The sequence below is a fragment of the Endozoicomonas sp. ISHI1 genome (genome assembly GCF_024606225.1).
In the GTDB taxonomy this organism is placed as follows: domain Bacteria; phylum Pseudomonadota; class Gammaproteobacteria; order Pseudomonadales; family Endozoicomonadaceae; genus Endozoicomonas_A.
Map to the genome: position 1 here is coordinate 492,457 of NZ_JAGRPU010000001.1, position 20,107 is coordinate 512,563.

At 46.5% G+C, this 20,107-nt stretch carries 15 protein-coding genes and 2 pseudogenes; 13 read left to right on the forward strand and 4 right to left on the reverse strand.

Features of this window, described 5'->3' with window-relative positions; all coding sequences use genetic code 11:
• The first annotated feature begins 123 nt into the window (after positions 1-123).
• The 11 genes and pseudogenes from KBW69_RS01825 to katG all read left to right on the forward strand — a co-directional run bounded on the left by KBW69_RS01825 (position 124) and on the right by katG (position 12,663).
• Complete coding sequence (locus KBW69_RS01825) at positions 124-2,268, forward strand: diguanylate cyclase (protein ID WP_257279713.1); 2,145 nt, start codon at positions 124-126, stop codon at positions 2,266-2,268.
• A 126-nt stretch (positions 2,269-2,394) separates the two neighbouring features.
• Complete coding sequence (locus KBW69_RS01830) at positions 2,395-4,293, forward strand: hypothetical protein (RefSeq protein WP_257279714.1); 1,899 nt, start codon at positions 2,395-2,397, stop codon at positions 4,291-4,293.
• 501 nt (positions 4,294-4,794) lie between these two features.
• The gene (locus KBW69_RS01835) at positions 4,795-6,369 is read left to right on the forward strand and encodes a cytochrome ubiquinol oxidase subunit I (protein WP_257279715.1); all 1,575 of its coding nucleotides are present in this window, start codon (positions 4,795-4,797) and stop codon (positions 6,367-6,369) included.
• Positions 6,370-6,382: 13 nt separating this feature from the next.
• Positions 6,383-7,516: a cytochrome d ubiquinol oxidase subunit II gene (gene cydB, locus KBW69_RS01840; RefSeq protein WP_257279716.1), complete on the forward strand. Its 1,134-nt coding sequence runs from the start codon at positions 6,383-6,385 to the stop codon at positions 7,514-7,516.
• A gap of 12 nt (positions 7,517-7,528) precedes the next feature.
• Complete coding sequence (cydX, locus tag KBW69_RS01845; protein WP_257279717.1) at positions 7,529-7,657, forward strand: cytochrome bd-I oxidase subunit CydX; 129 nt, start codon at positions 7,529-7,531, stop codon at positions 7,655-7,657.
• A gap of 255 nt (positions 7,658-7,912) precedes the next feature.
• A complete protein-coding gene (locus KBW69_RS01850) occupies positions 7,913-8,059 on the forward strand; it encodes a hypothetical protein (RefSeq protein ID WP_257279720.1) in 147 nt (48 codons plus the stop codon).
• Between the two features lie 15 nt (positions 8,060-8,074).
• Positions 8,075-8,281, forward strand: a pseudogene (gene traN / locus KBW69_RS23610) (conjugal transfer protein TraN); the annotation flags it as partial.
• 90 nt (positions 8,282-8,371) lie between these two features.
• Positions 8,372-8,671 carry a hypothetical protein gene (locus KBW69_RS01855; RefSeq protein WP_257279721.1) on the forward strand — a complete coding sequence of 100 codons (300 nt, stop codon included), beginning with the start codon at positions 8,372-8,374 and terminating at the stop codon, positions 8,669-8,671.
• Positions 8,672-8,686: 15 nt separating this feature from the next.
• Complete coding sequence (locus KBW69_RS01860) at positions 8,687-9,211, forward strand: hypothetical protein (RefSeq protein WP_257279722.1); 525 nt, start codon at positions 8,687-8,689, stop codon at positions 9,209-9,211.
• Between the two features lie 138 nt (positions 9,212-9,349).
• A complete protein-coding gene (locus KBW69_RS01865; RefSeq protein ID WP_257279723.1) occupies positions 9,350-9,700 on the forward strand; it encodes a hypothetical protein in 351 nt (116 codons plus the stop codon).
• 788 nt (positions 9,701-10,488) lie between these two features.
• Complete coding sequence (gene katG / locus KBW69_RS01870) at positions 10,489-12,663, forward strand: catalase/peroxidase HPI (protein WP_257279758.1); 2,175 nt, start codon at positions 10,489-10,491, stop codon at positions 12,661-12,663.
• Between the two features lie 305 nt (positions 12,664-12,968).
• Here the strand turns inward: katG and KBW69_RS01875 are convergent, their stop codons facing one another.
• Complete coding sequence (locus KBW69_RS01875) at positions 12,969-14,210, reverse strand: lytic polysaccharide monooxygenase (protein ID WP_257279724.1); 1,242 nt, start codon at positions 14,208-14,210, stop codon at positions 12,969-12,971.
• Positions 14,211-14,758: 548 nt separating this feature from the next.
• Here KBW69_RS01875 and KBW69_RS01880 point away from each other — a divergent pair.
• Together KBW69_RS01880 and KBW69_RS23615 are read left to right on the forward strand one after the other, a co-directional pair.
• A pseudogene (locus KBW69_RS01880) lies at positions 14,759-15,253 on the forward strand (AbiEi antitoxin N-terminal domain-containing protein); the annotation flags it as partial.
• Entirely contained in the window at positions 15,237-15,518 is a 282-nt protein-coding gene (locus tag KBW69_RS23615; protein ID WP_373690659.1) for a GNAT family N-acetyltransferase, read from the forward strand. The pseudogene KBW69_RS01880 and the gene KBW69_RS23615, both read left to right, overlap by 17 nt.
• A 415-nt stretch (positions 15,519-15,933) precedes the next feature.
• On the opposite strand, the gene KBW69_RS01885 is transcribed toward KBW69_RS23615, so the two are convergent.
• The 3 genes from KBW69_RS01885 to KBW69_RS01895 form a co-directional block, all read right to left on the reverse strand.
• Positions 15,934-17,256, reverse strand: coding sequence for a hypothetical protein (locus tag KBW69_RS01885; protein ID WP_257279725.1), 1,323 nt, complete (start codon positions 17,254-17,256; stop codon positions 15,934-15,936).
• 271 nt (positions 17,257-17,527) lie between these two features.
• A complete protein-coding gene (gene gcvA, locus KBW69_RS01890) occupies positions 17,528-18,487 on the reverse strand; it encodes a transcriptional regulator GcvA (protein ID WP_257279726.1) in 960 nt (319 codons plus the stop codon).
• 107 nt (positions 18,488-18,594) lie between these two features.
• Complete coding sequence (locus tag KBW69_RS01895; RefSeq protein WP_257279727.1) at positions 18,595-20,091, reverse strand: CoA-acylating methylmalonate-semialdehyde dehydrogenase; 1,497 nt, start codon at positions 20,089-20,091, stop codon at positions 18,595-18,597.
• Between the last annotated feature and the right edge of the window lie 16 nt (positions 20,092-20,107).

Sequence of the window (20,107 nt, forward strand, 5' to 3'; positions counted from 1 at the left end):
CTTGGCCTGAAGACCTTGTCTGTGTCACAATCGTTTAAAGAGTGAATGGATTTAAGAATCAACCCTAATAAAAATGAAAAGCTGTCACTTCGTCATGGAGGACTGCCTGAATTGCAGGTTCTAATGATCTACTCATTCTGTTCGCAAAGAACAGTCATCTCCATCAGGACTTTACTGGTCATTCTGCTGACCTTTGTTGTCAGTCAGACTGCCCGGGCGACTGCTGTTGCAGAATCTTCAGAGGCTGGACCGGTTAAACTGGCCGGCTTCCTGACCCCGGTTTCAGCACCGAAAGCAATTCTGACTGGTAAACACCCCGAAACCAGTGATCGCTGGTACAAGCTCCGCCTGAACCTGAACCACTCTCTTAATTCTGACTGGTTGCTGGTATTCAGAAGAACCCCTCACAAAAAACTCGATGTGTTCACACCTTCCGAAAAAGGTTATCGAATGACTTCATTGGGCATTAGCGGTCATAACCGCAATTCAGACCCCAGAGTTCTGAAACTTATTCTGCCTGATAACAAGATTCACGATATTTATTTACGGGTGGACAACGCAGAGCCTAACAGATTGAATCCCAGCCTCTGGCCACAGTCACTCTATATGCTGGATGAGTACAAGAACCAAGCCTTTTCAGCTTCATTACTGGCACTGCTTCTGCTTTTTCTCATCGTTACAGCGGCCGCGATGATCTACACCCGACACCCATCATACCTGTTGCTTGCTGCACATCTGCTGGCTACCACTTCACTGGTTGTATTATACCAAGGCAACATTTTCTGGATAATCAAAGGAGTCGGGAATCCCGGATTCTGGGTACTGACCGTGGCAGTCATCAGCCTTGCTTCGGCTCTGGGCTGCTACAAAAATCTTGGCTTGCTGGCGCTCTTCACTCCCAAGGCAGACAGACTGATACTCTGGCTTTGCTGCCTGTCGGTCGGATTCACTCTCAGCTTCTTCGTCACACAACAAATCTTGTTACTCAATGGGGCATTTTTATTGATCGCTCTGGCCGCAGTCCTCCTCACTGCCAGCCTGCTGACCATTTTTTCTCAGGGTGTAAGACCTGCCAAACTGGCTTTACCGGTCACGACCACACTGTTCCTTGCCTTATTCAGCAGCTGGGTCTCAAAGGACTGGCCCAGAGTCATACCCAGTCAGGCAGAACTGGCATTAATTGCTCTGCAATCCATGCTGATTACCGGCCTTTACTGGGTTAACCGCAAACATAAGAATCGTCAGGCTATCTCAATCAACCTGGTCAACAACTACACCGATAAGCGACAAGTCTTTGATCTCGCCCTGCGGAAACACCTTCAGCCCGCCAACAATGCCCTCGCGGATGAAAGGGCCATTCGAAAACGCATCCTGGCAACTCTGGATGCGGTAATGCCCGGAACACCCTCTATGATATTGGTTAAAAATAAAGATCAATGGGGTGTTAGCAGCCATTACCCCAAAGCCGCCCGGATTCTAAAAAGCAGTATTGAGACTATTGAAGATGAGCTAACGGATATCATTGGCTCAGAGCAAGAGCACCATATCCGGCTTGAAGATCGTAACGGCGTTAAATACTGGATATTTTTGCTTCACACCGAAGAAAACCACCATACTCTACTGGTAGTCTCACCGGGAAGCCAGCCCGGGAAATCCTTGAAATGGCAGCAGATAACCAACATCAGCACCCATGCCCGAACCCTGTTTCAGGCCAATCAGCAGGCTCGCTTCTGGAAACTGCAAGCCAGTCTTGATCCACTGACGGGTATTCTGAATCGCAGAGCTTTTACCAATGAGGCCTCAGAGCTGCTTCACCACCCTGCTCGCAAAAATTCTCAGTCCTGCCTGATTTTCATAGATATCGATGACTTCAAGCAGATCAATGACCGTTTCGGCCACCCAGCGGGCGACAGGGTTCTCTCTGACATGGCCAGTCGACTACGAAAAGAGCTTCGTCAACAGGACCTGATTGCCCGCTACGGCGGTGAGGAATTTGTCGTTCTCCTGCCCTACACAGACGCAGTCTGGGGCGTTCAGATCGCTGAGCGACTCAGAAACTCAGCATTACTTTATGAAGGTGGCCCTATTCCACTGAGCATCAGCCTGGGGATTGCTGCCACCGGTCCGCAGACCAACACTCTCGATAAAATACTGAAAGAAGCAGACGACGCCTTGTATCAGGCCAAGCACTTGGGCAAGAACAGAGTCTGTCGGGCATCTTCCTGTGCAGATATGCGGCTATCGGCTCATGAACCAGAGAAAGGTTAACAGCTCGCGAGATAAGAGATTACAAAACGCTTATCCTAAGACGTAAATCTACATATACTGAACCATCATACTGAGACTTTAGAATTAAGAAGTGCTCCCCTGCCAAAAAAAGCGAAATATACGACAATGACCGCCCCTTTCAGTCGCTGGCGACAGCAACGGAATGATGACGAACTCCAGCTTGAAGAACGCGATTTGAACTGGCTGGAGAAAGTGGCACGCGCTCCTCATCAGGAGCCCTGGAGTGTCACTGTAATGCAGTACGCCTGGACTGCAGGTCCGGTCACACTTCTGGCCGCCTTTGCAGGCTACTATATTGCCTACGGCACCATGATGCCGTTGGACAGAACCCTTTATTTCGTTGGCTATTCCATTGTTGCCATTGGTCTGGGTCTGTTCACCAAGCTGATTTACGACGTTACCCACGGCCGACGGATCAATCAAGACAAAAACAACCTGCTCAGCATCATCGACCGAATTCCCGAAGTCATTTATGTAGTGCGCGACCTGGCCCAACGTAATATGGCCAAAGATGCACGTCGCATCCACTCTGCCGGTATTCTTTTGCAAAAGTTCGATCTTGGCCCGGAATGGATATCAGCAGCCATTGAAGATATTACGGGTGACCCTGATCTGGCCCGCAAGGCTGAACAGATTGAAATATTCCGCAGGGCCGGCCTTTATCATAGAATGCGTGACATTGTCCACGAAGTCTCCGAAGACACGGAGCGTTATCATAACGAACTCAAAGAACTTCACCCGCGCATAGCCCAGGCGCTCAAAAACAGATTAAGCGGTATCGTGGCCAGACCCCATGAAGGACAAACCAGGGAGCCTCTGTTCATTGAGCGGATTCTCACTGCCAGTGAGCGGGACAATGAAGAAATAATGACCCTTCACGATGTCGAGGAAATACTCATATTATGCTTCGAGCTGATTTGCGGGCGCAAAATTTCCTGGCTTAAAATTGAGTATACCGGTCGCTGGGACCTGGCCAAGGCTCTGGACAAGCTCGAGGAAGAACGCAATGGTTTCCGGATCAGCCGGGCCAGGGTTTACTCCCGCCTCAAGGCCCTGGCGACCTGGCTCCATAATGTTGATATCCAGAATGGCATTATTACCGATCACGGCCTGAGCCCCCCGAAGTTAGTGGCTGCGGTCAGGGAGTCACTCGACAATCTCAGTTTGCAGGTTCTTCAGGCCGGAGAACTGACCCATAAAACCGGCAAACACGTTATAGCCCTTAACATAAAACGCAAGCAACTCGATAAAGCCATTCAACTCTACAATGAAGCTCATCGTGCCTACCTGAAGCAGGGAAGGGACAGTGAGAAACTCAAACGCGCCCTGAAGTACTGGCAAAAACTCTCCACACTTTATCAGCAAAACCCTAAAGAAAACTTAAAACGAAGCCTGACTATTTCAGAGCAGAGTATCGAACTAGACGATGATACCAGAATGGAGGTCGCGAACCGTCTGGAAGCGTTTTCAAAGGAATCCCGCATAAGGCAAGATAGCTATCGCCCCGCCCTGTCGTCTGCCCGGAGATATTTGACAGAAACACGTGCCAGGGAGGTGGCTATCGAGGTGGCAACTATTCTTGACCCTTACATACATCTTCATGACCCACAAATTCAGAGAGCTATTGAGAGCTCCAATGCTTCCAGCCTGGCTTTTCTTGAGCCGGGTATGAGCGCCAGGACAAAGGCAGCGCTGGGAGAAGCTCTGGCCGCAGATGTTGACAAAAACCTCTCAGCCAGTGCCGAGAAGCTGGCCCAGAACCTGATTCGGTATTATCGTGTTCCCCTGAGTGAGAGAACCATTAACTTTCTGGTAAAAACCTATCAGGCCGATTTACAACGATTGCAATTTATTGCCCAGTTCGAAACTCCAATGAGCGCTAGCCATTCGCTGGATAATATTTCGCCTATCGAAGTCCCTCCTGCCAACAGCAATTGGCAAATCCACCTGTATAACGCCAATAAAATCATTAGCAAATACAGCTCTGCCAGAGTTCATCGCTGACACATCACTTGTCCGGCCGGACAGTGATCACACGGGTGAATATTTCCCATAAACTGATCAGAAATACTGATGAATAGTTATTACAGATATCAGCATCGCTTATAACCCAAAAGCCGGCTTATAACCAGAATGTTTCGTTTTCACACAGTCTTTTACTCTTTATTTTTACAAATCAAGCATTTATCCCCCTAAAAAACACCTTAAAAATAAGGTATTTAAAACATTTTTGATAAAGATCAAACTTTGCCTCTTACCGTGGTTCATCTATGTAACAAATGCGAGTAACATGTGCGCATGTCTGATTAACCAGCCATAGATTGATCCAGACCTGTCTAAGACTCGTATAAGCATGCACCGCTGCGTGGGCTATAAACATGCATTTAACATGTATCTATTATGCTGAATGCGCGGTAACTGCATCACAAAGGACCTCTGTGGCAGCACACATTTTCTGATTTCTGTTAGGGATCTGATTTAACACTGTCATTAACGAGGAGCACCATGATTACAGACGAAATCATTGACCTATCGCGATTCCAGTTCGCGATGACAGCACTCTATCACTTCCTCTTTGTTCCGCTGACCCTGGGCATGACCTTTATTCTGGCGATTATGGAGTCGGTCTATGTTATGACCGGCAAACAGGTCTACCGGGATATGACCAAATTCTGGGGTAAATTATTTGGTATTAACTTTGCCCTTGGTGTCGCTACTGGCCTCACCATGGAATTCCAGTTCGGAACCAACTGGTCATACTACTCTCATTATGTCGGTGACATTTTTGGTGCTCCACTGGCCATTGAAGCCCTGATGGCCTTCTTTCTGGAATCAACATTTGTCGGCATGTTCTTCTTCGGCTGGGACCGACTCAGTAAGGTGCAGCATCTGGCCTGCACCTGGTTAATGGCAATAGGTACTAACCTTTCGGCCATGTGGATTCTCATTGCTAATGCCTGGATGCAGAACCCGGTAGGCGCAGAGTTCAATTATGAAACCATGCGCATGGAAATGACCAACTTCGCAGACCTGATTCTAAATCCTGTGGCTCAGGTAAAATTCATTCATACCGTTTCTGCCGGATATACAACAGGTGCCATCTTTGTACTGTCGATCAGTGCCTGGTATATGCTGAAAGGCCGCGATATTGGTTTTGCCCGTCGTTCATTTGCTGTAGCCGCAGGCTTTGGCTTGGCATCCATCCTGTCTACGCTTTTGCTGGGCGACGAATCCGGTTATGAACTGGGTGACGTGCAGCAAGTCAAGCTGGCAGCGATCGAAGCCGAGTGGGATACCGAACCGGCGCCAGCCGCCTTTACTGTATTCGGCTTACCCAATCAGGAAGAACAGAGAACGGATTATGCGATCAAAATCCCCTACGTCATGGGCATTATCGCTACCCGCTCAACAGACACTGAAGTACTGGGTATCAAAGACCTGGTTGACGACAAGATTCAGAGAATCAATAACGGTATCAAAGCCTACGAACTCCTTGAAAAGCTGAAAAACGGTGAAGACACACCTGAAAACCGTCGAGAGTTTGATAAAGTCGTTGATGATCTGGGCTATGGTCTGCTGCTCAGTCGCTATACCGATGACATTCCAAACGCCACTCCACAGATGGTTCGGCAGGCTGCAGAAGAGGCTATACCGACTGTATGGCCGCTGTTCTTCTCCTTCAGAATCATGGTGGGTCTCGGTGTTCTGATGCTATTGCTGCTAATAACCGCTTTCTACAAAACAGCCCGCAGAACTGAGTACAATAGTCCAACATTCCTCAAACTCTGTTTCTACGCTTTGCCACTGCCATTCATTGCCAGTGAAATGGGCTGGTTCGTCGCTGAGTTTGGCCGTCAACCCTGGTCGATTTCAGGCATTCTACCCACTTACCTGTCTGCTTCCAGCCGAACAGAAATGGATCTGTGGCTCAGTATCATCGGTTTTACTGCGCTCTACAGCATCTGCATCATTATCGAAATTTACCTAATCGTTAAATATGCCCGCAAAGGTCCTAGCAGCCTGCACACCGGCCGCTATCACTTTGAACGCAATCGCTCCGACGATATGGCTCAGGCATAAAAAGGAGGCCCCTATGGACTACGAAGTTCTCAAATTCATCTGGTGGGTTCTGATCGGTGTCCTGTTCATTGGCTTTGCCATAATGGACGGGTATGATCTGGGAACCGCCAACCTGCTGCCCTTCATGAGCAAAACCGACGAAGAGCGTCGTATCATGATCAATGCCGTCGCTCCTCACTGGGACGGTAACCAGGTCTGGCTGATCACTTCGGGTGGCGCACTCTTTGCAGCTTGGCCTAACGTTTATGCCACAGCCTTCTCTGGCTTTTACTGGGCTATGCTGCTGGTTCTGTTTGCACTGATTGTCCGTCCTCTGGCTTTTGATTATCGTTCCAAGGTAAAACCTGAGCAAACGAAATACTGTGACTGGGGGTTGTTTATCAGCGGTATAGTCCCTTCTCTGGTATTCGGCGTAGCCTTTGGCAACCTGTTTCAGGGCTTTGGCTTTAATCTGGACGACACCATGCGCTCTAGCTTTACCCAAGGCTTCTTTTCACTGCTGAATCCCTTTGCTCTTCTTTGCGGTGTTGTCAGTGTTTCTATGCTGACGATGCAGGGCTCTGTGTGGCAGAGCATGCGTTCTGGCAGTCCGATCAAAGAACGCGCAAGCATTGTCGCTCGTCTGTCTGCCCTGGCAACCATTGTCACCTTTGCACTGGCGGGTGTCTGGGTAGCCAATCTGCCCGGCTTTGAAGTTGTCAGCGGTCTGGTTATGAATGGCGAAGCCAACCCACTGACCAAAACGGTTCACATTGCAGACGCGGGCATCTGGCTGGCTAATTACACCAAGTACCCGATTATGCTGATTGCACCGGTCATGGGTTTTACTGGAGCCCTCGGTGTCTTCCTGCTGGCTAAAAGCCGTCTTCACGGACTGACCTTTGCCTGCAGCTCAATCACTCAGGCTGGGATTATCATGACAGCCGGGTTCTCGCTGTTCCCGTTCATCCTGCCATCCAGCACCCACCCTAACGTCAGCCTGACGCTGTGGGATGCAACGTCCAGTTATCTGACGCTGGGTATCATGACAGTGGTTGCCCTGATCTTTGTTCCCATCATTCTGGGTTACACCATCTGGTGTTTCTACAAATTATGGGGCCGTATGACAGCAGAGCACCTTAACGAAAACACGCACTCACTGTACTAAGGAGGTCAGACTATGTGGTATTTTGCCTGGATTCTGGGCGTACTTCTGGCGTGTGCCTTTGGTATCATCAATGTCATGTGGTATGAATTTCACACCGATCATTTTGATGAAGAGACCGGGGAGCCAATCAACAAGGATTGATGTTGGTCTTTGGGAGTGATTCTTTGTTACTCCCAAACTCGATTTCAGTTCTTGGATATTCACAACAAAAAAGTAACGATTGAGAATCCTGACCTGAGGTCAGATCCAGTTGTTCGGAATGCATGACGCCACACTGATGCAAAGCAGCAATGTGCCGTTGTGCGCTGTGTACAATCGAGAAACGTAACTGTTTATTCATACAGCACTTTCGTATATGCTGCATATACATAAACAGGGTTGGTATTGATGACACTCATGGCTGAAGAACGTATAACAAGTGCTGAAGATTGTTGCGGTATGCGTTTAGAGGCCGGTTTATCACCAAAATCTCTTGAAACTACCAATATTGGCTCACCAAACCAGCGGTTTCAGCAACAGCAAGATCCTTGTATTGAGCATTGAGTACGCAGCTACTGCTGTTTCAGTTCACCCCTGTCTCGCATCTTACAAGTTAAGATCAGCAAGCAACTGAAAGCTGGTTGGGGCTACGCCGAGCATCTCGATTGCTCGGGTATAGTGCTTGAAACTCTGCACGCTGTGGACTGGAGCCAGCTTGACCTTAGTGAGCAGCTGGCATTGTTAAAAATGCAAAACAAAAGCTCCTGGTTTTACCGCAGAATATAATGTTCACATTCTGGTTTACTCTGAGCAGCATGAAGCGATGGAGTCGGCCATTTTCCACGAAAAACAGCTGAAGAAATCCTGATATACCTGATGCTTCGCGGCTCCGGTTATGGCAAGGCCATTGCCGAATTTTACGAAATTCCCTCAAACTCCGTGCAAAAGCAGCTTGTCCGGCTTAAAGAAGATGGTGTTTTGGTGAGTCACCTGATTGGTAAGGTCAGAGAATATCAGCTTAACTCCCGATATCCTTTCCTGTCACCATTGCAAGAACTACTTAAGTCGGCTCTACCTGCTTATCCGGATTCCATGATCCAGAACCTCACCATAACCAGAAGCCGCCCCAGAGCATCTGGCAAACCGACTGTCGCTATCCCACCAGGAGATCATTAATTTAAGGATTAAATCATGACAGATTTTAGTGGCACACTTATTATTGAACTGGCTGCCATTGTCGCCAATCATCTTAAGCAGCATGACATTCGAGTGGTTTTGGTGGGTGGTTTGGCCGTTGAAATTTACAGTGAAAATCTATACCTGACCAGAGATATTGATATGGTTAATATCAGCTACGACGCCTCAGAATCGTTGAAAGCCGCAATGGCTGAATCAGGATTCTTTAAACAAGGCAGCGTGTTTATCAATGAGTCAACGCAGATTTGTGTTGAGTTTCCTTCCGCGCCTCTCGCTATTGGAAACAAGATTGTTGAAGAAACCACTGTCGCTCATTCAGAGCAAGGCGACATACCCATTTTGTTTGCCTCCGATGTCATTAAAGATCGACTTCTGGCTTATTTTCACTGGCAAGACCGCCCCTCTCTGGTTCGGCCACTGGCCATTATGATTAACCATGAAGTCATAAGTAAATTCATGGCTTGTTACTGTTTAGTCGGTATCAATAGCTACCAATGTGGCATTGATTACCGGGAATGAGAGGAGCCCATTTAATTCGTTATGTGGCTAAAGAATATCAAAATCAAGAAATAATACTTTTGTCTAATTAACACCCATTTATATCTGTGCATAATTAACAGCTAACAGATTATAGATTTCATATAGAGGGGGTGCTATATGTATTCAACTGGTGATTTAGTTTCGTTAGCAACTGGTTTTTTTGGTGCAACTACTGGTTGCTCAGAAAATGTTTTGAGTGTTTATAGAAAAAAAAGTGGAAACCCAAAACTGCTTGGCTTATCACTAATTCCCACAAATGTAGATTTAATAGTAAATAAAGAAAATGAAGCATCTATTAATCTTCCTGCAAAAAGCCTTGCAGACAGAGCTGCTAAAGTCGCAACACCTTTAAGAAGAATTATTGCTCATGGTGCATCTTCTATGATGGTTACGGGACAAGAAGGTTTTAATTCAAACAACCCTTATTCAAAAGAAGCTAATATGAGTTTAATTTCTGGAATGGTATAATAATGAACAATTCCATTAAATTTATAAAACAACCATACATTATGCAGCCACATAAATCGGGTAAGAGCTGGTCTTTCTCCAGCTCCCCCCAAACCACACCGTCATGAGGGCCCTATTTGTTTGGCATAAAATATAAATTAACATCTTGGGTATTAATATGTCATCTAAAATAGACTGACTGATAAACCATACCTCTCCAGCCTCTCTGACCGCCCCCTGATTTGTAGGAAAAATCAGAAGAAGCGACAACTAACCTGACACAGGGGGTGCTAACCCGTGCTTAGCCAATCTTCATAACAAAACAAGGTAACTCGCTGATTTACCAAGAAAGAAAGTATGTAGAAAAGTGGACGATAAAGACTTAAACGACAAAGATTAAATATTTTCTACTGCTTGAAGGGAAGCTAGCTCTCATAGAGAACCAGTCTAAAAAAACGTCCGTTTTTTTAGACTGGCAGTCATTTCGTCAATAATCGACATAGCAGATGGTCGGCAAAGTTTGAAAGATACCTCCGTTTAATGCAGGACCAAAACGCGGGCTTTTTTAAAGTCCAAATGTTTCTATTCTCAAACCGGTGCAGCTAACAAAGGATTTGTCTATCAATATCATAGAAACAAACAATTATAAAAATATTCTCTAATTGTTAATCTACATTCGATAGGAAATGTCTAATAAAAAGTGTCTAAAAAAGAGAAAATGCGTCATGAAACCAAGTGATTTTTTTAAAGTCTCTGCACTGGCGGGTATTGTCGCCCTTAGTTTTGCACAAACTGCACTAAGTCAGGAAATGACCAAGCCTGGAGGCACTGTGGGTGTCGGTAAAATAATACCCAATCAAGCAAAATCTAACTTGTTCTGGTGGCCTAATCAGCTGGATCTAACCCCTCTGCGTGATCACGACTCACGTTCAAACCCTTTGGGTGAAGGTTTCAATTATAAGGAAGCCTTCAAAGCATTGGATATGGATGCACTGAAAAAAGATATTGATTCAGTACTCACTGATTCACAAGATTGGTGGCCTGCTGACTGGGGCAACTATGGTCCTTTCTTCATCCGCATGACCTGGCATGCAGCGGGCACTTACAGAACACTGGATGGGCGCGGTGGTGCAGGTGGCGGTCAACAACGTTTTAATCCACTAAACAGTTGGCCAGACAACGGTAACCTGGATAAAGCACGTCGCCTATTGTGGCCCGTTAAGCAAAAATACGGCGAAGCCATTTCCTGGGGCGATTTGATTGTTTTGGCGGGTAATGTCGCATTGGAAAATATGGGTTTTAAAACCTACGGATATGCCGCCGGTCGTGATGATGACTGGGAGCCGGATTTAGTTTACTGGGGCCCGGAAGTCGAAATGTTAGCAAGTGACCGTCGCAGTGAAAACGGTAAACTTAAAAAGCCTCTGGCAGCGGTTCATATGGGCCTGATTTATGTCAATCCGGAAGGTCCAGCCGGTGTACCCGATCCAAAAGCATCGGCAATCAATATTCGCGAATCATTTGGTCGCATGGCAATGAATGATGAAGAAACTCTGGCTCTGATAGCTGGAGGGCATACTTTTGGTAAAATGCACGGCGCTCACAAACCCAAAGATTGCGTAGGTCCTGAGCCAGGTGCTGCACCTATTGAGGAACAAGGCTTTGGCTGGAAAAACAAATGTGGTAAAGGTCACGCTGAAGATACAGTAACCAGTGGTTTAGAAGGAGCTTGGACCCAGTTACCCACTCGTTGGACATCGTTGTATCTGTCTAATTTACTGCAGTTTGACTGGAAACTCAGCACCAGTCCAGCAGGCGCAAAACAGTGGATTCCCACTGATGAATCGTTGCACAAAGCGGTGCCAGATGCCCATGTAGAAGGTAAATTCAACCCTCCAGTAATGACCACTGCTGACCTCGCCCTCAAAGAAGATCCGGCTTACCGCAAGATTGCTGAGCGCTTTCTAGAAGATCCCGAAGAGTACCGTCTGGCATTTGCGAAGGCATGGTACAAGCTGACTCACCGGGATATGGGACCTCGTGATAACTATCTGGGAGACGACTTCCCTAAAGAAGACCTAATTTGGCAGGATCCCATTGACAAGCCAGACTACAAATTGGTTTCGGAACATGACGTAAAGAAACTGAAAAAAGAAATTTTGAAATCAGGTTTAAGCGTATCTGAACTGGTGCGCGTTGCATGGGGGGCAGCAGCTTCCTATCGTGATTCAGACATGCGTGGTGGAGCCAATGGTGCCCGTATTGCTTTGGCACCTCAAAAAGACTGGGCAGTGAATAACCCTGCGGAAGTAAAAAAAGTCTTGGAAAAACTGCAAGTCATCAAAGATGATTTCGACGGCTTTCGCAAGAAAATTTCACTAGCAGATTTAATTGTACTAGGCGGTGCCGCAGCAGTGGAAAAAGCGGCAAAAGACGCAGGTGTAATTGCAACAGTACCCTTTGTACCTGGTCGTGGCGATGCGACTCAGACACAAACCGACGTAAACTCCTTCAACCTGCTGAAACCGCAGGCAGATGGCTTCCGTAACTTCTATTCCAGTAATTATTACAGGTCACCTACTGAAGCTCTGGTGGACAAAGCCGATCAACTAGCCCTGACAGTGCCTGAAATGACTGTTCTGGTGGGTGGCTTACGTGTTCTGAATGCCAATACTGGTGGTAGTCTTCACGGAGTTTTTACGGATAAACCAGGCACTCTTAGCAACGACTTTTTCGTCAATCTGTTGGACATGTCTACCCGCTGGCTTAAAGCAGATACAGAAGGCGTTTATGAAGGTGTTGATCGTAAATCAGGTGAGGTGAAATACTCGGCGACACCGGTGGATTTGATTTTCGGTTCTAGTTCAGAGCTCAGGGCTGTGGCTGAAGTTTATGCCTTTGACAATGCCAAAGAGCGCTTTGTGAAAGACTTCATTGAAGCCTGGACCAAAGTAATGACAAATGACCGCTTTGATTTGCAATAAGCGACATCAACAGATAAGGCCGCATTTTGCAGCCTTATCTTAGGGGCGGTGTTTTTCAAGATAGCTGTCTGCCACTGCCAGCAAAGACAGCATTTGCTCCCGAGTGGGAACGCTGCCGTTATGCTGCCGAAATGCAGTCTGCACCAAGGTATTCAGCAACTCAAGGAGGCTAAACTGTTTCCTTATCTTCTTGCCGATAAAACTTATTCTTAAAAGAGCATCAGGAGATAAGATGGCTGGAAAAGTTATTAATTCGCTCAAAACCGTCTACAGGTCAGTCAAAAGCCTGACCTGAATCAACGGACTTACTTTTTCATCCAGGCCTCGGACCAGTGCAAACCAGTTCCCGGAGCGTAATACAAAGAAGACTGATTACACCAACCAGAGTACGGAAAAGGCTTGCACTGATAGACCCCGCCATCTGTGCCAAGAACAACTGTATCAGGCTGATAGGTACCTTTACCTTCCGGATACTTATATTCGTAATCCGGTGTCGGAAGGGGTGTGGGTGCGTTATCCGCTTTTATGACTGAAGTGGATGCTGAGTGTTTGGTGTCCGGAGCCCAGATACGATTGCTGAACAAGTTGCCTTCATCATACATCAAATGATCCATGTCCTGATGCCAGATACCAATGAAGGCTTTACCCCGATTGCGATCATTCACCTTCAGTGCCAACTCTGTGGTCCAAAGGTTAAAGTCGGCATTGCTGCTGGTAATTGCAATCTGCTCATCAGTCACTTCTTTACCTGTACCGTCAAAGAGTCGGAAGCGGACCGTATCACCTACTTCAGCAATATCGTGCCCGTTGCTCACAAAAGTTCCAACATTCACCAACTTAGGCATAGGATCTGGATCTGGATCTGGCGAAGGTGTTGGAGGCGGTGTAACTCCACCACCGCTGAAAGTAATGTCTGAACAGTTATAGAATCCTTCACCCGCAGGATCAGCTCGCTGCCAACGCACATAAAGAATACCGGTACCGCTTCTTCCTTCGGGAATGTTGATATCCATCTCGAAATACCCGTTCACTACGGGCAGATCATCATGGCTGCTGATCAATTCGAGGTCTGACCAGTGCAACCGTTGTGAGGAAGAATCAAAGCCGGGTTTGGTCAGATAAATACGCCAGTAGCTGGGGTTGTGAGGTGCAGTTGCCCTGAATCTCAGTGTGTGAGTACCGGCAGACAATTCAGTCTTCTGCCATTCTGAGGAAGGAATATCCATGCCCGCTTTAGCGGCAGACCCAGCACTGCAAAGATTACCATCTGTCACAACTGACCTGACAGCTGCGTTATTATTATAATCAATGACATTAGCAGCAAACTCATTCTTCTGAACAAAAGGGTACGTCCCAGATTCCAAAAACGCAGCACGACAAGCTATATTGGGAATCGTGGAACCATCCTGATTACCCCAATACCCCCCATCATCTGCACAGATAGTCTGTCTTGCTTTAGGAAATTCAGTCCAGCCATGGCCAATAGCCATACTGGAAAACACGGCAGTGGTCAGCGATGCCACTCCGACAAAAGAAGTTTTTATCATTTTTATTATCATCTTCTACCCTGACAAAAGCCATAAAATATAAATACGACTTTCACATACTAATGCCAAAACAATGACAACAAAACCTGCGAATAATACCTACTAATACGCAATACTCTCAGCGAAAGCCGCACCGGAGAATTTCTGTGGAACAACAACTCTCTTTTTCAGACAGCAAGTTCACCCAGAAACAACGCGAAATCAGTCGAAAGCTTTTTCTGGAACTTATGAACACTTGGTTAATGGATATGAGTCTTGTTCTCTGAGAAGGAACATTGATTAACGGCACGATTATCGAGGTGCTAACATCGACAAAGAATAAAGCCAGACATTGTGATCACCTGTGCGGCCTCCTAAACTACATCAAGCTAGGAAAAGTAATCGACGACAGTTTGGCATAGCAGTAGCTGAGAAAAGGTTAGAGGAGTACATTGAACAATACAGCAAGGTTTACAATAGTCAATAATTCACACCATTGGTATTAATGTTCCATTTATACAAACCATTAGATTTGGCATAGAGTGTAAATTAACATCTTGGGTATTAATATGTCATCTAAAATAAACTGGCTGATAAATCACACCTCTCCAAGTTCTCTGGTGCTTCAGCGATGGCTAACGGAGAATGGTATCGACTATTCTCTGGCTCAGAAATATGCCAAGAGCGGCTGGCTGAAGAGGCTCAGCTCTAGTGTTTACTATCGCCCAGAGCCCAGTGGCGAGATTAAACCTGACTGGCCAGATGCATTACAAGCCCTGACTCAACAGTTACAGTTGCCAATACACCTTGCAGGTCTTAGCAGTCTGACTCACCAGGGACTTGGTCATTACCTGCAACTGCATTCAGAACAAGTCTGGGTCGGTACCAAAAATAAGCAAATCCTGCCTAAATGGTTTCGAGAATTTTCCGAACAGCCTTGGTTATATAGTGGGAACCACAAGCTTTTTGAACTCACCGACAGAGATTTCACGAAAGTGACAGTAAAAGGAAAGGAGATCAAAGCCAGCCGCCCGGAACTCGCAGCTTATGAAGTGGTCGACGCTAAACACTTTATATGGAATCTCAATTCGAGACAGTGAAACATTAGTTGCAATGGGGCGTGTTATTGGCGATGGAGTATGTAATTTCGAAATCGTAGACGTTGCGGTAGATCCGAGTTACCAAGGTCAGGGTCTGGGACGAAAAGTCATGGAATATATAGATAGCTATTTGTCCTCCGTCGCACTCGGTAACTTTCCAGGTACATATGTTTCAATGATTGCTGATGAGCCAGAATTCTATCAAAAACTAGCAGCCTGTCGGACTTAAGGCTGTCCTACTGCGGTTGCAATAAATTGGTCTAAAAATTCCTGCTTCTTCGTCAAATAGCTCGCTATTCTCCTCAGAAGCAGAAATTTTTATCCTCAATTTCTTGCAATCCTCGCTACGGACGCTTAAGTCCGACAGGCTGCTAGGCTACAAACTTGTTTCTCCTGCAAGTCAGGGGATGACCAAAAAGTTCAAACCCCACACATAACGAGTGAACAATGGACAATTCTATTCATATTTGTTGCATCACTGACCATCGCAATTACTGGCCCAGGCATAATACTCACAATATCCAACGCAGTTAACTATGGGATTTCTGGAGCAGTATGCTCCGCACACATCGAAGCAGCTCTGTCAATATCAATACCCACTTGACTGACTTATTGGAAAAAAACGTGCCCGTGAGAGTGCACCTCTAACGGGGCGGAGGCTCATGCCTCCATGTTCCGTCTCTACCATAATGCAACTGCTTAATTTGTTGTAAACCGAGCAGATTTTCAACTCTGAAGTCAAGTGGCTGCCTATTTTCAAAAGCGTTTATCCATTCTAAACCGGATAAACCGGTAAAAAGCTTTTCACCTCTATCCAAAGCCTTTTGATCCATAATTATATATCCAATGTCGTTTCCAAATATGCTGCATTTGTTTAAATCTAAAGAACCTGCCATTTCTTTATAACTATCAAATGCCTCACCACTTGAAAGATATTCATAAAGTGAGTCAGCTGATTTCAGTAAGTAATCAGAGTTAAAACGCTGCATTTTTTCGCAATAGAATCCTTCATGCAAAAAATAATTGATATGACGAGCAATTCTAGAAGGGACATGATCACTATGAAAAGAATTAACAAACCTAAATCTATTAGAAACCACACTGCCCAGCCTGAAACCATTTGCTGCTATTTGATACAGAGGTCTACGTATGAATGTATTATCAATATCTGAATATATTATGCTTTTTCCTTTCATTAATTCTAGCCTTTTTATATATTCAAACTTAGATTCTTCTTTTGCTTTATTTTTTACTGCACTTAAAACAAAAGGAAATTCTTTACATATTACACAACGAACGTCATCGATCAGCTGTGAACTATTGGTTTCGAGACAATATTTACAGTCACTAAGAAAATCAAGATCTTTCTCTAGACTGAGCATTATTATATTTTCATGCTTTTTAAATAAAGTCCTCATCTTTATCAATTCAGACTCCTGCATATCTCTTTCAAGATATACAATAAACACAGGCACATCCCATTGTTTTAATTTTTCAGCTTGCTCTTCAATTCGCCTAACATAGTTTAAACCTTTAATATGCTCTGGGTTATTACTACCATCAAAGATTCCTGTGCCATATTTAGCCCACCATGTATGAAATACAGGCCCGGGAGGTACTATTCTTAAATTCAAACTTTCAACTTGTTCCCAAGTGTCTATCCCTGAAAACTTAAGCGAGTCTATCATTGTTTGATAGGATACTACATCAACATCTAAATCAGACTGAGTACACAAAAGTTGATCAACTATTTTTTTATGTAAAGGAGAACTATGCACCCTTTCAACAGAATATTCCTCTATCTTTTTTCTTGCCCCCAATGTTTTTGGCTTTAATTCATCATCACTTTTAACGAGAAGGTTTTTACTGGAAGGATCTATTGTCACAGGAGAATATGCAGTTCCATCTACCGTTTGAGACGATGCCATAGTTGACACAGTTAATATTGGTTTGATAGATGAATCCATGCTTTAACCCTTCCTTGATAAAGATACATACATACTTGGAGCCAAATTCTTCTAGAAAAGTTCATAACAGCATCGACAGGCCCGCTAACCTCCCCCTCAACAGCCTAATCTAATGACGCAGCCTTCCCAACCAGCTTGAGCTTCCAAAGCTCCTGGATGGCTACATTGTAGAGCTCACAGTAAAACCGCAAAGCATGACTCGGGGCTTGGGCCTGCTTTAAGGAAATAGCCAAGGTACGCTTGCGCTGTAAGCACTGGGAGACAGGGTCAATCAGTCTACACTATCAACCACCTTCGTATCTTCATTTAACTGGCTCTTTGATGACGACACTTTGCTGCTACGACTATTTTCCAGAAGCCAGCTTCTGAACACTTCTGCCTTGGGATGCATGTACTGGCGGGCAGGCGCAGTGAGATAGAATCCCTCAGAAGTCCTGACTCTCTGTGGCAATGGCGCCACCAACTCACCACTGGCCAACATTCCTGCGACAAGTGACGTCCGGCCCAGTGCAAAACCCTGACCATACTTCGCCATTTCCAGTGCTGTAATCAGGGTATCAAACTGCATGCCTGAAGAGTTTTCGTGGAATTCACAACCCAGCTGCTTGAACCAGTACCCCCAGCCTTCTTCATAACCAATGACATGCAACAGGGTATGACCTGATAGCTGTTCCGGACAATCGGGCAGTGGCAGCCCTCTGGCCAAGACCGGACTGCAAACAGGAAAGAGCTCGTCCTCTGTTAAACAATCAGACTTAAGACCCGGCCAGTCGCCCCGTCCATAACGTATTTCAAGGTCTGCTTCCCTGTCCTTGTCCTCCGCCCAGATATTACTGGTAAAACGTATGCCGATCTCAGGAAACTCTTCTCTGAAACGGCCCATTCTAGGAGCCAGCCAGGTCGTAAAAAAGACCAGATTCACCCTGACAGTCAGCAATCTGTCCCTGCCCTGACCAAACAGCTCTTCCGTAGCCACGGCCAGCGAGCTGACTGCTTCATGAACAGCGGGAAGATAAGCCATACCGGCTTCCGTCAATTCCAGCCCGCGGGGAAGCCTCTTGAACAGGGCTACTCCAAGCTGAGACTCAAGACCTTTGACCTGCTGGCTGACCGCAGCCTGGGTAAGATTCAATTCATTGGCTGCATGGGTAAAGCTGAGCAGTCGGGCAGACGCCTCAAAGGAGCGCAGCCAGTTCAGTGGGGGTAGTCGCTTCTTCACTGTAATAATCACTGCAGGGCGAGAGCCTGCAGTATTATTCCCAAACATCCGAAAGACAGTTCATTTTTTGTAACAAACCTGTAATCAAACTGATTCCGGGGCTATTACCTCAACTCTGCTTACTTCATGGTGGGCATCGAAAACTGTACACTTTCCCGGACACCCGCTGAAGGCCAGCGCTGGGTAATGGTCTTGCGACGTGTATAAAAACGCACCGCATCCGGACCATAAGCATGGAGATCACCAAACAGTGAGCGCTTCCAGCCACCAAAGCTATGATAGGCCACTGGCACTGGCAAAGGCACATTGATACCCACCATTCCTACCCTGATGTGATCGGAGAAATAACGAGCAGCCTCCCCATCCCGGGTAAAGATGCAGGTACCATTACCGTATTCATGACGATCAATCAGATCCATGGCTTCCTGCATACTGTTGACTCGGACAACCTGCAGGACGGGGCCAAAGATTTCGTTCTGATAGCTGGTCATTTCTGGCGTTACCCTGTCAATAAGTGTACCACCGACAAAGTAACCTTCCTGATAGCCGCAGACATCGGGCTGGCGACCATCAACCACGATCTCGGCTCCCTGCTCTTCGGCACTGTCAATGAAACCGACTACTTTTTCCTGATGCTGTCGGGTAATGACCGGTCCAAAATCATTTGAGCTGTCGTTGTATGCACCCACTTTCAGGGACTGCATGGCTTCTGTCAGCTTGCCTACCAACTGGTCGGCCGCTTCATCACCCACAGCAACGGCTACAGACAATGCCATGCAGCGCTCGCCGGAGGAACCAAAAGCTGCTCCCAGCAGCTGATTAACAGCATTGTCCATATCGGCATCCGGCATTACGATCGCATGGTTCTTGGCACCACCCAATGCCTGGCATCTTTTGCCATTAGCTGTCGCTGTCGTGTAGATAGTCTCAGCGACGGGGGTAGATCCAACAAAGCTGATAGCCTCGACTCTTTCATCATGTAGCAGTGTATCCACAGCTTCCTTGTCACCATTGACAACATTCATGACACCTGCAGGCAGACCGGCTTCTTGCAGCAGTTGAGCCACGAACAGGGTTGAACCTGGTACCCGCTCGGAAGGCTTCAAAACAAAGGTATTGCCGCAGACAATGGCCATCGGGTACATCCAAAGTGGCACCATGACCGGAAAGTTGAAGGGAGTGATCCCGGCAACAACCCCCAGAGGCTGAAACTCACTCCAGGAATCAATGCCAGGTCCGGCATTGCGACTGTGCTCTCCCTTTAACAGCTCTGGCGCACCGCAAGCATATTCAACATTTTCAATACCGCGTTGCAGCTCCCCCATGGCATCGTGGGAGATCTTGCCATGCTCCTGACCGATCAATTCACAGATACGTTCGGCATTCTGCTCGAGGAGTTCCTTGAACCGGAACATGATGCGGGCACGCTTTATCGGAGGCGTGTTTCTCCAGGCAGGGAAAGCTGCTTCTGCGGCGGCAACCGCCTCTTCTACTCTAGCTTTGGAAGCCAGAGCAACCTGCTTTTCAGCCTGTCCGGTTGCCGGGTTATAAACCGCCTGATGACGTATATCATCATTGACTTCACTACCATTGATCAAGTGGCCAATCGTGTTCATTTTTTCACTCTCTTGT

Coding starts and splice junctions, on each gene's coding strand:
- KBW69_RS01825 (WP_257279713.1), top strand. CDS start 124: ATGATCTACTCATTCTGTTCGCAAAGAACAGTCATCTCCATCAGGACT.
- KBW69_RS01830 (WP_257279714.1), top strand. CDS start 2,395: ATGACCGCCCCTTTCAGTCGCTGGCGACAGCAACGGAATGATGACGAA.
- KBW69_RS01835 (WP_257279715.1), top strand. CDS start 4,795: ATGATTACAGACGAAATCATTGACCTATCGCGATTCCAGTTCGCGATG.
- cydB (WP_257279716.1), top strand. CDS start 6,383: ATGGACTACGAAGTTCTCAAATTCATCTGGTGGGTTCTGATCGGTGTC.
- cydX (WP_257279717.1), top strand. CDS start 7,529: ATGTGGTATTTTGCCTGGATTCTGGGCGTACTTCTGGCGTGTGCCTTT.
- KBW69_RS01850 (WP_257279720.1), top strand. CDS start 7,913: ATGGCTGAAGAACGTATAACAAGTGCTGAAGATTGTTGCGGTATGCGT.
- KBW69_RS01855 (WP_257279721.1), top strand. CDS start 8,372: ATGCTTCGCGGCTCCGGTTATGGCAAGGCCATTGCCGAATTTTACGAA.
- KBW69_RS01860 (WP_257279722.1), top strand. CDS start 8,687: ATGACAGATTTTAGTGGCACACTTATTATTGAACTGGCTGCCATTGTC.
- KBW69_RS01865 (WP_257279723.1), top strand. CDS start 9,350: ATGTATTCAACTGGTGATTTAGTTTCGTTAGCAACTGGTTTTTTTGGT.
- katG (WP_257279758.1), top strand. CDS start 10,489: ATGACCAAGCCTGGAGGCACTGTGGGTGTCGGTAAAATAATACCCAAT.
- KBW69_RS01875 (WP_257279724.1), bottom strand. CDS start 14,210: ATGATAAAAACTTCTTTTGTCGGAGTGGCATCGCTGACCACTGCCGTG.
- KBW69_RS23615 (WP_373690659.1), top strand. CDS start 15,237: ATGAAGTGGTCGACGCTAAACACTTTATATGGAATCTCAATTCGAGAC.
- KBW69_RS01885 (WP_257279725.1), bottom strand. CDS start 17,256: ATGGATTCATCTATCAAACCAATATTAACTGTGTCAACTATGGCATCG.
- KBW69_RS01895 (WP_257279727.1), bottom strand. CDS start 20,091: ATGAACACGATTGGCCACTTGATCAATGGTAGTGAAGTCAATGATGAT.